The sequence below is a fragment of the Humidesulfovibrio sp. genome (assembly GCF_035560995.1).
In the GTDB taxonomy this organism is placed as follows: Bacteria; Desulfobacterota; Desulfovibrionia; order Desulfovibrionales; family Desulfovibrionaceae; genus Humidesulfovibrio.
The window spans coordinates 1-12,477 of record NZ_DATMYK010000217.1; the positions used below are offsets into that span (position 1 = coordinate 1).

Below are 12,477 nucleotides of genomic sequence, written 5' to 3' on the forward strand. Positions count from 1 at the left end.
GTGCTGGCCGTGACCCGCGCGGCCATGAGCGTGGCCGAGGGCGATCTTTCCGCGCGCGCGCCCGTGGAAACGGCCGACGAACTGGGCAATCTGGCCCGGGCCTTCAACGCCATGACCGGTGAGCTCTCCGACCTGTACGACAGGCTGGAGCTTGAGGGACGCGAGCGCGGGGCCATCCTGCACGGCTCCTTCGACGGCATCGCCGTGGTGAGCAAGACCGGGGCTGTGGCCTACTGCAATCCCGGCATGGAACGGCTCTTCGGCTGCACCCTGCCCGACACCCCGTCCCTGGCCGTGCTGGCCGACCGCATCTTCACCGAGGCCGAGGAGCGCCGCGCGTTCATCGCCAACCTGCAGGAGGACATGGAGAAGGAGAATCCGCCGGAGCGCGTGTTCGCCTTCCAGCATCAAAACGGCACGCGGCGCTGGTGCCGCCTCAAGGTCTCGCACATGCCCGGCGACCGCCTGGTGCTGAACGCCCAGGACCTGACCGAGATCAAGGCCAGCGAGGAGCGCGTGCGGCACATGGCCCTGCACGACCACCTGACCGGCCTGCCCAACCGCCAGCTGTTCCTGGACCGCCTGGACCAGGCCCTGCGCCGGGCCAAGCGCGCCGGGCTCAGCGTGGCCCTTCTGTACATCGACCTGGATCATTTCAAGGGTCTGAACGACGCCTACGGCCACGCCCACGGCGACCGCGTGCTGGTGGAGACGGGCCTTCGGCTGCGCGCCTGCGTGCGCGAGTCGGACACGGTGGCCCGCCTGGGCGGCGATGAATTCGTGGTCGTGCTGCCCGATCTGGTGCAGGTGGACGACGCCCTGCCCGTGGCCGCCAAGATCCGGCAAAGCCTGTACGACCCGGAGGCCGGGGGCGGGCGGCTGTTCCTTGGGGCCTCAGTCGGGCTGGCCTTCTACCCGGAGCACGGCCAGGACCAGGACACCCTGCTGGCCCGCGCCGACGGCGCCATGTACGAGGCCAAGCGCATGGGCGGCAATTCCGTGCGCGTGGCCTTCTCCTCCCGCCTGGCGGGGCAGAAGGACGAGAGCTAGGCCGAGGGCCAGGCCTGGCGCGGCTTTACAGCACCGCCTCTCCCGGCTAGGGTCTCTGGCATGGACGTTCAGCCCCTCCGCCGCCCGCCGCGCCTTTTGCTGCTCACCAGCGCCTACTTTCTGCTGGGCGAACTGGCCACGGCCTGCCAGCGCCTGAACGTGCCGCACCACCTGCTCGACCTGGGCACGCGGGAGATGGACGCCGACGCCTTTGTGCGCACCCTGCGCGAGACGGCCGACGCCTTCCGCCCGGACGCCATCCTCACCGTGAACCACCTGGGCGTGGACCGCGAGGGCGTGCTGATGGCCCTGGCGCGGGACATGAAGCTGCCGCTGGTGTCCTGGTTCGTGGACAACCCGGAATTCATCCTGCCGCTGTTCCCCAAGCCCGACGCCGAAAACACCCTCATCCTCACCTGGGATGCGGACAGCCTGGACGCGGTGCGCGGCCTGGGCTTCACCAAGGTGGGCTGGCTGCCCCTGGGGGCCGACCCGGAGCGCTTCCGTCCCGGCCGCCCCGGTCGGCCGGAGTGGCGCGCCCGCGTGTCCTTCGTGGGCAATTCCATGCTCACTAAGACCGTGCGCAGGCTGGGTGCGGCGCAGCCCGGCCCGGAGCTGCTTTCGGCCTTCGCCTCCCTGGCCGGAGACTTCGCGGCCTCGGGCGAGCGCAACGTGCGCGCTTTTGTCGCTGCCAGCCGGCCGGAGCTTTTGCCGCAGCTGGACGGCCTGGGCGTGGTGCGGCGCACGGCCTACGAGACCGCCGTGGTCTGGCGGGCCACCCTGGATTACCGCCTGTCCTGCGTGCTGGCCACCTTGCCCTTTTCGCCGCTCATCGCGGGCGACCCCGGCTGGAAAGACCTGCTACAGGGGCGGCAAGGCTACCGCCTGCACCCGGAAATAGGCTATTACGAGGAACTGCCTGGCTTCTACCCGCAGAGCGAGGTGAACTTCAACTGCACCAGCGTGCAGATGAAGGGCGCGGTGAACCAGCGCGTGTTCGACGTGCCCGCTTCCGGGGCCTTCCTGCTCACGGACAGCCGCGCCCAACTGGAAACCATGTTCGAGCCCGGCCGCGAGATGGCCATTTACAAGAGTCCGGAGGAAGCGGCGGAGCTGCTGGCGCGCCACCTGGCCGATGACGCAGGGCGCACGCGCATGGCCGCGGCCGGACGCGCCCGCGTGCTGGCCGAGCATACCTACGAGCACCGCCTGACTGCGCTCATCCGGGCCTTTGACGAGCATTTCCCCAACCGGCCGGCGGCGGGGGGAGCCTAGATGGCCCCGGATCCCGTTCTGGTGCTGCAGATGCAGCGCATGGGCGACATGATCCTGTCGTTCCCCATGTTTTTGTGGCTCTCGCGCCACTATCCGGACCGCGAGGTGTTCGTGGTGGCCGAGGAGGATTTCTTCCGGCCGCTGATGCCCTTAAGCCCGCGCGTGACCTACGTCAGCTGGCGGGATGCGGCCGCCGGGGCCCTCTCCGGGCGTCGTTTCCGCATCATCCTGAACCTGAGCATCCGCGAGGAGGCGGCCAGCCTGTCCGGCAGCCTGGACGCGGACTACAGACTGGGCCCCGTGCGTGCGCCGGGCGGCGCCCTGCGTGTGCTGGGGCGCTGGCAGCTCTACCGGTCCAGCCTGGTGGGGCACGGCCGCCACAACCGCTTCCACTGGGCCGATTTGAACGGCCTGGACCTGCTGCCGCTCAAGGTGATGCGCCTGACCTACTTCGACCCGCCGCGCAGACCAGAGGCCGCGAACAAGACCGTGGGACTCTTTGTGGGGGCGAGCGAGCCCGGCAAGCGCCCGAGCCCGCAATTCTACGCCGGGCTGGCGCACGCGCTGCTGGAGCGCGGCCTCAAGCCCGTGCTGCTGGGCGGACCGGCCGACCGGCCCGTGGCCGAGGCCATCCACAGCCAAAGCCAACTGCCTTTGGTGGACCTGGTGGGACGGCTGTCCCTTTCGGAACTGGCCGAGTACGGCAAGACCCTGGCCCTGATGCTGACCCCGGACACCGGGCCCATGCATCTGGCCGCCTGGACCGGCCTGCCCACCCTGAATCTTTCCGTGGGGCACGTGAACCCCTGGGACACCGCCCCCTATCAGCCGGGACACCTGGTGCTGCGCAGCTCCGCCTCTTGCGCGCGCGGCTGCTGGGCCTGCCGCCAGCCGTCCATGCTCTGCCTGAAGGGGGTGGACCCCAAGCCCGTGGCCGCTCTGGCGACCCTGGCCGTTTCCGGCCAGCGCGCGCGCCTGGAGCGGATGAAGCTGCCCGGGCTGGAGCTTTTTGAAACCATGCGCACCGAGGAAGGGCTGTTCGGCCTGCGCCGCCTGGGGCCGAGGGATTCGTCCGGCGCGGCCAAGGCCGCGGACCTGGCCGGAGAGTTCTGGCGGCGCTTCTTTTTGTGGAGCTTCTCCGGCGAACCGGAAACGCCCGTGCGCGAGGCTTGGCAGGCCCTGGGCGCTGCCTGGCCCAGGCTCGTCGTCTCGCTTAAGGGGACGCTGCCGGTTTTAAGCCGGGGCGTGGCCCGCCTGCTGCGCGAGGGCGCGCCAGACCGCGGCGCCGCAAGCGCCCTGAGCCGGGAGTTGCCGCCCTTCTGGAACCTCCTGGGCTCGTATCTGGAAATGTCTGGCCAGAACGCCGACTTTTCTCCGGCCTGGGCGCGCGAGAGCCTGGAACTGCTGGAGCGCCTGAACGCGCTGCTCGAATAATTCCGCCCGCGTCTTTTTCCATCCTTGCGCCTTCCCGCCGCTGCGGCAAAAAATTCCCGTGGGCGAAAAGAAACCCCGCCCGGCTGGTCAGGCCGGACGGGGTTGTGCAGGGGTGCAGGGAAACTGTGCTGGGCCGGTTGCCCGGGCTTACGTTTAGCGCTTCATGGCGATGACTTCGCCGAGCAGGGTGTCCGCCGTGGTGATGACCTTGGAGTTGGCCTGGAAGCCGCGCTGTGCGGTGATCAGGTCCACGAACTCCGAGGCCATGTCGACGTTGGAGGACTCCAGGGCGTTGGAGGTGACGGAGCCCCTGCCACCGGACTTGGCCGTGCCGGTGAGGGCGGAGCCGGAGTCGCGGGTTTCGCTGAAGAGATTGTTCCCTTCGCGCCGCAGGCCCCATTGGTTGGTGAAACTGGTGATGGTCAGCGTGTAGAGCTCCATCTCCTGTCCGTTTGAGAAGGTGCCGGAGAGCACGCCGTTGGCCGAGACGGACACGTTCTGCAAATAGCCCGCAGTGTAGCCGTCCTGGTTCTGGAACAGGGTGGAGAAGCCGCCCGTGTCGTAGGACTGGGTGGACAGGGCGCTGACCGCGGGGTTGCCCATGTTTGGAACCCAGCCGGCGCTGCTGGTCTTGGTGCCCACGGCCGAGGCGTTGCTGGCGATTGCGCCCTTGGCCTGGGTCCAAGTGCGGTCCTTGCTGCGCATGCCGAAGTCCACCGAGATGGGCGTGGCCGACACGGAGGTGGCCGCGCTGGCGTTGCTGGCCTGGATGAAGTTTGCCGTGGCCATGGGGTAGCCCGAGTTGGAGAAGTCCGCCAGGGTCCATTGGCTGGTGTCCTTCAGGTCGCCCGTGGCGTTGCTCTTCAAGGTGTAGGCGCTCTGGCCCACCATCTGGCCGCTGCGGAAGGTCATGGTGCCGATCATCAGCACGCCGGCGCCGCTGGTGCCCTTGAGGCTGGTGCCGCCGATGGTCCGGCCGTCGTCGCTCGGGTTGCAGGTGACCATGTATTCCCACACGGTGTCGGCCCCGGCGTTGGAGGTCATGGTGACCTTGTCGTAGTACACCGTGACGTTGTGCGAGGTGCCGGTGGAGTCGTACACCTTGATGGTGTTGCTGTAGCCGTAGTTGGTGCTGGAAAGGGGCGTGTCGGCCTGTCCGTTCCAGGTCTTGAACATGGCGAAGTACGGGTCCGTGGTGGAGTCGCACTGGCTGGTGCTGGAGGGATTGAGATTCGTCACCATGTTGATTTTTGTGGTGGCCGAGGCTGGGGATTGGAAATTCGAAACCAGCACGTCCGTGGGCGAACCGTAGATGGAGTAATCGGTGCTGCTTGAGCTGGTGGTGGTGGCCTTCTGCATGGCCCAGCCCTGCACCCGGTTGCCGTTGGTGTCCACCAGGTATCCGTCGGAAGAGAAGCGGAAGTTGCCCGCGCGGGTGTAGTAGGTGTTGTCGCTGTTGGGCGCCTTGACCGTGAAGAAGCCCTTGCCGCCAAGGGCCAGGTCCGTGGCCTCGGTGGTGGTTTCGATGGCCCCCTGGGAGAAGTCGGCGTAGATCGCCGCCACCTGGACGCCCAGACCCATTTGCGAATTCCCGGCCGCGGTGGAGATGTCCTGGCTTATCAGGTCCTGGAAAAAGATGTTTGAACCCTTGTAGCCCGTGGTGCTGACGTTCGCCAGGTTGTTGCCGATGACGGAAATCGCCTGCGAGTGGGCCTGCATACCCGTGATGCCCTGATACAGTGACGAAGTGAGAGACATGCGTGACCTCCTTGAACCCCTGTCTTATATTCCTATGATCGACCTTTCGTATTGTGAACCGGGCTCTTACGAGCCGGTGCTGGCCGTGTTGACCACTTCCGTGACATTCGCGAGCTCCACGGTGCGGCCGTCGGCCAGCTCCAGGTACACGGTGCCGTTGGAAGTCTTGACTCCGCTGACCACGCCGCTGATCTGCGACTGGACGACCACGGTCTTGCCCTCGGCGTTCTCCGCACGGACGATGACGCCGTAAGTGCCGTCGGTCATGGTGGTGCCGTTGGTGTCCTTGCCGTCCCACACGTAGGAGTAGTCGCCGATGCCCTTGGAGCCGAGGGACTCGCTGCGGATGAGATCGCCGTCCTTGTCGTACACGTTGGCGGTGACGTTGGTGACGGCCTCGCCAAGGCTGTAGTACAGTGTGCTGACCGTGCCGTCCGAGACGGTGAGGTTGTAGCCGCTGCTCTTGATGCTCTTGCCGATGTAGTTGACGCCGGAAGCGATGCTGTCTGTGCTTGTGGAGCTGACCAGCTTCTGCACGCCTTCGTTGATGTTGTTCAAAGCCTGGAGGTTGGAGTACTGCACCACCTGCGACGCCATTTCCTTGTCGTCCATGGGGTTGTTCGGGTCCTGGTACTTCAGCTGCGCCAGCAGGATGGTCATGAAGTCTTCCTGGTCCAGCGTCGTCTTGTGCGTGGTGGTCGTCGTGCTGGTGCCGCTGGTGCCGCTGGTACCGCTGGTGCCGCTTGTGGTGGTCATTTCAGCTACTCCTCGAATTAGGCGATGATGTGCAGGCCCTGGTCGGCAAGAATTGCCTGCATATGCATATTCTGCATATCCGAGGCCACATCGCCGCCGTCACCGCGCATCATGCGCAGTTGCGAGAAAATCCGCGAGAGTTCCTGCCGTTCCTGCGCCTGGTTGTGCTGGTCGGCGCTGAACGAGGCCTGCTGATCCTGGCGCGAGGTGAGACCGGCCTGGACCTCCAGGTTCTGCACGGTGAGGCCCTGGTCCTCCAGGGTCTTCTTCAGGCTTTCCATGTTGGAGGAGAGCATGGCCGCGGTCTGGGCGTCCTCGGTCTGGATGACCGCGCTGATCTCCTTGCCCTTGACCTGGAGCATGACCTGGACCTTGCCCAGGTTTTCCGGGTCGAGCTGCACGGTCATCTGCTTGCGGCCCTGGCCCAGGTCCTTCAGCAGGGCCTCGGAAACCTGGTCCAGCACCTTGGGCGCGTTGACCTTCTCATAGGCCTTGGCCTGCTGGGCGGTTTCGGCCTTGCCCTGCTGCGCGTTCACGCTCTGGCCCGCTCGGGTAAGCGCCTCCAGAGCGTCCTTGCCGGTGGCGCTCATGGTGCCGGCCGCGGCCTGGGCGCTTTGCTGAGACCCGGAAGCCGCGCTCTGCAGCACGGTTTCGTCGGTGCGCACCTTGGAGTTGAAGCCCTTCCAGGATTCGTCGCTGGCCTTTTGCTGCTGGGTCTTTTCCTGCTGGGCCTTGTCGCGCTGCTCGAACCAGCCGGTGTCGTTCTTGTCCTTGGTCTTCAGCTCGTAGGCCACCTGGGCGGAAGAGGCGGACGTGGTCTGCCCGATGCTCTGGGAGCTGTCGCGCGCGGCCTTGGCCGTGTCCTTCTCCATGATCTTGCCCAGGCTCTTGGCCAGCTCGGTGTCGCTGGCGGCGCTCTTGGCGCGCTGGTCCTGCATGGCCTGGCTCATGGTCAACAGGGCGTTCTTCATGTCGGCCACGGTGCTTTCCGCGCCGAGGGACTGGGTCAGCTTGTTCGCCGTGTCGTTCGGCAGGCGCAGGGCCTTGAAGAAGGTCGCCAGCTCGTTCTTGTCCAGGCCCAGGCTGCTGTCGTCGGGCATGGAGGAGAGCTTGTTCTGGATGCTGGAGAGCACCTTCAGGCCGTCGCCCTTGCCCATGGCCTGGGCCATGTCGGCGGCGACGTTTCCGGCGAAGCCCATTTTCTGGAACAGGGACTGGAGGTCCGCTGTTTCGCTGGCGGAAAGGGACACGGCCTTCTTTGCGCCGGTCATGTGTCCGCCCAGGTTCTGCACCAGCTGGCCCCAGCTCAAGGTTCCCGCCTGCACGCGGGCGGAGAGGTCGGATATTTCCTTGTCCGTGTAGCCGGCCTTGGCCAGCAGGGGCTTGGCTTCCTCGAAGGCCTCGCGGGAGACCGGGGCGTTCTTGGCCGTGCTCGAAACGGAGTCGCTGGTGTTCTGCTTCACCTGGGCGCTTACGGTGCTGGCGCCGGAGGCTGCGCTTGCCGCCTGCTGCGCCTGGGTGTTGTCGATGACGCTGACGGGCAGAGCGCTGGTCTGCTGGGTTACGGCGTCGATGCCGCTATTTATTTGGGTGGACACGTTCTGCGAGGTCGAGCGGGCGCCGGGCTGGGCCATCAGGCCCAGGAAGTCGGAAAAGGCGCGCGACTTGGAGGAGGTGTCCACCAAGGCGCTCGTGCGCAGCTGGTCGAAGATGGTGCTGGTCTTTGTGTCGGTGGAGGTGACTTCCTGCATGGGATTGCTCCTTTGACCGGCTTGACTACAAAAGCCGTTCCAAAGTTGCGATGCAGTAATATCAGTGTGTTAGCTTGCGAATGGTGCGGCAAAAGCTGCCGCGGGAGGCGGGCGGGGGCTAGGAGAGGAAAAAATGTTCCAGGTCGATGTTGCACTCGGCCGGGTTCAGCACCTGGGTTATCTCCTGCGCCTCGACCGTGCCCTCCAGGGCGAAGAGATCCAGCACGCGGGCGATCTGCGGGCGCATCTTGGCGTCCAGCACCACTTTTATCTCCGGCTTGGTGGGCTTTTGCGGGTTCACCCCGGCCACGATGCCGTACTCCCCGCCGGAGAGGCGCACCAGGCTGCCCACCGGGAACACGCCGATGCAGCGGATGAAGTTCTCGATTGCGCCGGGGGGGAAGTCCTTGTCGCGCCACTGGTACATCATGCCCAGGGCTTTGGCCGGGGCCATGGCGTCCTTGTACACGCGCCTGCTGGTCAGGGCGTCGTACACGTCCACCACGGCGATGATGCGCGAAAACAGCCCGATTGCGTCGCCGGTGAGTCCGCGCGGGTAGCCCGCGCCGTCGAAGCGCTCGTGGTGCTCCACCACGGCCCGCAGCACCTCCGGGTCCATGTCCGGCTGGCGCATCATTATCTTGTACCCCTCCAGCGGGTGGGTCTTCATGAGCTGGAACTCGGCCTCGGTGAGCTTGCCGGGTTTGTTCAGAACGTTTTCCGGGATGCGCGCCTTGCCCACGTCGTGGTACATGCCCGCCAGGCCCAGCTTCAGCAGCTCCGGCCTGCCGAGCTCCAGGTGCTTGCCCAGCAGCACGGCGAGCAGGCTGACGTTGATGGAGTGGGTGTAGGTGTATTCGTCGAAGTCGCGCAGCTTGAACAGGGTGGCGGCCGCGCTCTCGTTGCGGAACACGCTCTCGATGAAGTTCTCCACCAGGGGCACGGCTTTGCGGCAGTCTATGTCCGTGCCCTTGCGCACGTCGTCCACAAAGCTCTTCACGTGGATCAGCGCGTCGGAATACAGCTTGCGGGCGATGGGCAGCTCGTCGGACAGGCTGGTGGTGATGGGCACGCCAACCGGCCTGTTCTGCCCCAGAAGCGAGATGTTCACGCTGGTCTCGATGACCACGCTTTCCGCCTCAAGGGGAACATAGGCGCGGATGTCGGCCTGGGTGAGCAGGGGCTTGTCCACCCGCACCAGGGGATCCTCGAAGGTGCCCAGGCCGTGGCTGACCACATACATGCCCGGCTTGAGGGCGTTGCGCTTGATTCGCTGCTGCATTTTCGCCTGCTCCGGGGGGAGAATACGGATTGCCTAGGCTGATGGCAACAGGGAACGTTCGGATAGTGCGCGCAACAGTTCCTGGCAGTCGCGGGCCAGGAAGTCCGGCCCGGCGGCGGTGAGCTCGTCCGCGCTGGCGTGGCCGCTGTGCACCGCGGCGGAGAAGATTCCGGCCCGGCGCGCGGTCTCGATGTCCAGGGGATGGTCGCCCACCAGCAGGGCGCGGCCGGGCGCGATGCCCAGGCGTTCCAGCAGCGCCAGCGCGTGGTCCGGGTGCGGCTTCACGTTGGGCGTGTCCTCGCGCGCCATGAAGGCGTCGCAGCAGGCCGTCACGTCCGGGAACACCAGCTTTACGGCCGCGGTGGAGTTGCGCGTCAAGATGCCCGTCTTGACTCCGCTTGCCCGCAGGGAGGCGAGCAGGGGGCGCGTGGCGGGGAACAGCTCGGCCTCGCGGGCGGCGTCCAGCTCCGTGGCCTGCACCACCAGCCTGCCGCGCGTGTGGAACTGCTTGCCCAGATCCTCGTCCATGAGGGCGATTTCGTCCGCGATGACGCCGATCCACTCCAGCACCGGCAGGTCGGAGGGTTCCGGCTCCTCGCCCAGGAAGGCCTCGGCCAGGGCGGTTATCTTGCGGCGCAGCCGGGTGAAGTCGATGGTCAGGTGCGAAAGGGTGCCGTCGAAATCGAACAACAGGGCCAGAAAGGGCTGCGCGGGAGCGGACATGGACACCTCAGGATGGCAAGGGGCTTGCTCGCGCGGCGGGTGCGCGCTACACGTTCGGGGCAATCTGCCGACCAGGGATGTGTAGAATCGGAGGGGGGCGTGGTCAAGGACTATGACGTGCTGGTGGCCGGGGCGGGACCGGCCGGTTCCGCCGCAGCCTGCGTGCTGGCCGGGCGCGGCTGGCGCGTGGGGCTCATCGACCGCGCCGCGCACCCCAGGCATAAACTCTGCGGCGGTCTGCTCACGGGCAAGTCCATGGACGCCCTGGCGCTGCTGTTCGGGCTTTCCGAGGCCGACCTGGCCGCGCGCGGCGGCATGTTCCACGCCTGCGCGGAGTATCTTTTTCTGCACCAGGGGCAGGAGCTCCTGCGCGGTGCGGCGGCAGAACCCTTCCGCTTCATCGACCGCCCGGCCTTTGATGCGCTGCTGGCCTCCGTGGCCGTGGCGCGCGGGGCGAAGCTGCTGCCTGGGCGCGAGGTGACGGCCTGCGACGCCCAGGCGGGAACGCTGCGCTTCCGCGACGGCGAAGAGCTTTCGGCCCGTTTCGTCATCGGCGCGGACGGGGCCAATGCCGTGACCCGGCGGGCGCTCATCGCCGCGGGCCAGGCGGACCGCGCGGCCTGGAAGGCCGACCTTGCGGCGGCCATAGAAGTGGAACTGCCCGTGGGCGCCGGCCCCGGCCAGTTCCCGCGCGAGGTGCGCGTGCCGGAGCTGCACGTGGGCGGCCCTTCCGTGCCGGGCGCGGGCTACGGCTGGGTGTTCCCCGGTCCGCGCGGGCCCAAGGTGGGCATCTGCGGCCTGCGGCGGCACGACCGCGACTTCGGGGCCATCTTCCTCGACTACTTGCGCCTGCTGGGCGTGGCCCAGCCGGAAAGCGTGCCCCTGCGCGGGCACCCGCTGCCCTACGGCAACGCCCTGGCCCGGCCCGCCCTGGGCCGGCTGCTGCTGGCGGGCGATGCCGGGGGCTTTGTGGAGCCTTTGTTCGGCGAGGGGCTGTTCTATTCCATGGCCACGGGCGCGCACGCGGCCACGGCGGTGTGCCGGGCCCTGGCGCTCGGCGCGGACGCGGGCCGGGAATATGCGCTGCTGCTCGACCGCACGGTGCGGCCGGAGCTTCTCTGGTCCAACCGTTTGCGCTGGCTGCTCTTCGCGGCTTTGCGGCACTTCGGGCCAGCGCCCATCAAGGGCTTTGTGCACAGCGCCCCGGCGGCCCTGGCGCAGATGGTCCACGGCAGGCGCTCGTTCAAGCTGCTTTTGCCCAAGCGCTGGGAGTGGGGGGAGGAGGCGGGCTAGGCCTGCGCGCTAGCCCTGAACATCGGGCGGCAGGTTGCGGCCGCTGGCCGCGCCGCGCGCCAGCACGTCGCAGCGCTCGTTCTCGGGATCGCCGCTGTGGCCGCGCACCCAGCGCCACTTCACTTCATGGGCCTCGATGAGCGGCACCAGGCGCTTCCACAGATCCTGATTCTTCACCGGCTGCTTGGCGGCCGTCTTCCAGCCGTTCTTCTGCCAGCCGATGAGCCAGCGGTCGGTGAAGGCCTTTTTCACGTACTGCGAGTCGGTGATGATCTCCACCGAGCTCTTGGTCTTCAGGCTCTCCAGCCCGGCGATGACGGCCATGATCTCCATGCGGTTGTTGGTGGTGCCGGAGAAGCCCTGGGCCAGCTCCTTGCGGTGGGGGCCGGCCAGCAGCACGGCGCCGTAGCCGCCGGGACCGGGATTGCCCAGGCAGGAGCCGTCGGTGTAGATGGTCACGCGGGGGAGTTCGCTCATTTTTTATCCTTGGTGTTGTGCTCGCCCGCGTCGCCGCCGGCATTGTCTTTGGTGTCGCGGGGGCCTGGCGCGGCCTGGGCCTCCGGGGCCGCGCCCAGGGCCGCCAGGCGGCTTTCCATGAGGTCGAGGGCCAGGAGCAGCCCCTTTTGCCAGCTTCTGCCGGGCGCATAGTGGAAGGGGAAGTGCTCTTCCACAAGCATCCGCGCGAAGTCCGGGCCCAGCGCCCGGGCCATGAGCGGCGGCAGCTGCGCCACGGCGCTTTTCTCAGCCGGGCACAGGCCCACGTAGAGGGTCTTGCCGTCGGGTTCCGGCGGCTTGGGCCGCTCGCGCGTTATCTGCACGCGGGCCTCTATGCCGTATTTTTTTTGCAGGGCGGCGATGAAGGTCTGCACATGCTCGCGCTCGTCCTGGGAAAGGCTCCCCGTCTCGTCCGAGAGGCCGAAGCGGGCGTTCAGGCGCTCCATGTTGCGTTCGCTGTTCTTCCAAAAGCCAAGCACCACCAGGCCCATGACGAGCATGAGCGCGGCCATGCGCAACAACGCCTCCAGGGGCCCCCTGGCTCGAATCGCATGTAGGGCCATCGAACCTCCGCTGGCGGCTTTCTACCCGCGCGGGCGCAAACTGGCAAGGGCGGGGGGCTTGCCGGGGCACGGCCTATGGGCTATTCGGTGTGAGGCC

General features: G+C 67.1%; 11 protein-coding genes. 4 read left to right on the plus strand and 7 right to left on the minus strand.

Features of this window, described 5'->3' with window-relative positions:
- From VN419_RS08525 to VN419_RS08535, 3 genes are all read left to right on the plus strand, one after another.
- Positions 1 to 1,050, plus strand: a 1,050-nt coding sequence (locus VN419_RS08525) for a diguanylate cyclase domain-containing protein (RefSeq protein ID WP_325646483.1), incomplete at its 5' end; no start/stop codon positions are given.
- Between the two features lie 60 nt (positions 1,051 to 1,110).
- Positions 1,111 to 2,325, plus strand: a complete 1,215-nt coding sequence (locus VN419_RS08530; protein WP_325646485.1) for a CgeB family protein — start codon at positions 1,111 to 1,113, stop codon at positions 2,323 to 2,325.
- The gene (locus VN419_RS08535) at positions 2,326 to 3,759 is read left to right on the plus strand and encodes a glycosyltransferase family 9 protein (RefSeq protein ID WP_325646487.1); all 1,434 of its coding nucleotides are present in this window, start codon (positions 2,326 to 2,328) and stop codon (positions 3,757 to 3,759) included.
- Between the two features lie 153 nt (positions 3,760 to 3,912).
- Here the strand turns inward: VN419_RS08535 and VN419_RS08540 are convergent, their stop codons facing one another.
- The 5 genes from VN419_RS08540 to VN419_RS08560 form a co-directional block, all read right to left on the minus strand.
- Positions 3,913 to 5,517: a flagellar hook protein FlgE gene (locus VN419_RS08540; RefSeq protein WP_325646489.1), complete on the minus strand. Its 1,605-nt coding sequence runs from the start codon at positions 5,515 to 5,517 to the stop codon at positions 3,913 to 3,915.
- Positions 5,518 to 5,583: 66 nt separating this feature from the next.
- Positions 5,584 to 6,273, minus strand: coding sequence for a flagellar hook assembly protein FlgD (locus tag VN419_RS08545; RefSeq protein WP_325646491.1), 690 nt, complete (start codon positions 6,271 to 6,273; stop codon positions 5,584 to 5,586).
- Between the two features lie 17 nt (positions 6,274 to 6,290).
- The gene (locus VN419_RS08550) at positions 6,291 to 8,024 is read right to left on the minus strand and encodes a flagellar hook-length control protein FliK (RefSeq protein WP_325646493.1); all 1,734 of its coding nucleotides are present in this window, start codon (positions 8,022 to 8,024) and stop codon (positions 6,291 to 6,293) included.
- 118 nt (positions 8,025 to 8,142) lie between these two features.
- Positions 8,143 to 9,306: an HD-GYP domain-containing protein gene (locus VN419_RS08555; RefSeq protein ID WP_325646495.1), complete on the minus strand. Its 1,164-nt coding sequence runs from the start codon at positions 9,304 to 9,306 to the stop codon at positions 8,143 to 8,145.
- Between the two features lie 33 nt (positions 9,307 to 9,339).
- The gene (locus VN419_RS08560; RefSeq protein WP_325646498.1) at positions 9,340 to 10,029 is read right to left on the minus strand and encodes an HAD family hydrolase; all 690 of its coding nucleotides are present in this window, start codon (positions 10,027 to 10,029) and stop codon (positions 9,340 to 9,342) included.
- Between the two features lie 99 nt (positions 10,030 to 10,128).
- Between VN419_RS08560 and VN419_RS08565 the strand changes: the two genes are divergently transcribed.
- Positions 10,129 to 11,322 carry a geranylgeranyl reductase family protein gene (locus VN419_RS08565; protein ID WP_325646500.1) on the plus strand — a complete coding sequence of 398 codons (1,194 nt, stop codon included), beginning with the start codon at positions 10,129 to 10,131 and terminating at the stop codon, positions 11,320 to 11,322.
- 9 nt (positions 11,323 to 11,331) lie between these two features.
- Here the strand turns inward: VN419_RS08565 and rnhA are convergent, their stop codons facing one another.
- Positions 11,332 to 11,799, minus strand: a complete 468-nt coding sequence (rnhA, locus tag VN419_RS08570) for a ribonuclease HI (RefSeq protein ID WP_325646502.1) — start codon at positions 11,797 to 11,799, stop codon at positions 11,332 to 11,334.
- Positions 11,796 to 12,329, minus strand: coding sequence for a hypothetical protein (locus tag VN419_RS08575; protein WP_325646504.1), 534 nt, complete (start codon positions 12,327 to 12,329; stop codon positions 11,796 to 11,798). The genes rnhA and VN419_RS08575 overlap by 4 nt, the downstream gene beginning before the upstream one ends.
- Positions 12,330 to 12,477: the final 148 nt, after the last annotated feature.

Coding starts and splice junctions, on each gene's coding strand:
- VN419_RS08530 (WP_325646485.1), top strand. CDS start 1,111: ATGGACGTTCAGCCCCTCCGCCGCCCGCCGCGCCTTTTGCTGCTCACC.
- VN419_RS08535 (WP_325646487.1), top strand. CDS start 2,326: ATGGCCCCGGATCCCGTTCTGGTGCTGCAGATGCAGCGCATGGGCGAC.
- VN419_RS08540 (WP_325646489.1), bottom strand. CDS start 5,517: ATGTCTCTCACTTCGTCACTGTATCAGGGCATCACGGGTATGCAGGCC.
- VN419_RS08545 (WP_325646491.1), bottom strand. CDS start 6,273: ATGACCACCACAAGCGGCACCAGCGGTACCAGCGGCACCAGCGGCACC.
- VN419_RS08550 (WP_325646493.1), bottom strand. CDS start 8,024: ATGCAGGAAGTCACCTCCACCGACACAAAGACCAGCACCATCTTCGAC.
- VN419_RS08555 (WP_325646495.1), bottom strand. CDS start 9,306: ATGCAGCAGCGAATCAAGCGCAACGCCCTCAAGCCGGGCATGTATGTG.
- VN419_RS08560 (WP_325646498.1), bottom strand. CDS start 10,029: ATGTCCGCTCCCGCGCAGCCCTTTCTGGCCCTGTTGTTCGATTTCGAC.
- rnhA (WP_325646502.1), bottom strand. CDS start 11,799: ATGAGCGAACTCCCCCGCGTGACCATCTACACCGACGGCTCCTGCCTG.
- VN419_RS08575 (WP_325646504.1), bottom strand. CDS start 12,329: ATGGCCGCGCTCATGCTCGTCATGGGCCTGGTGGTGCTTGGCTTTTGG.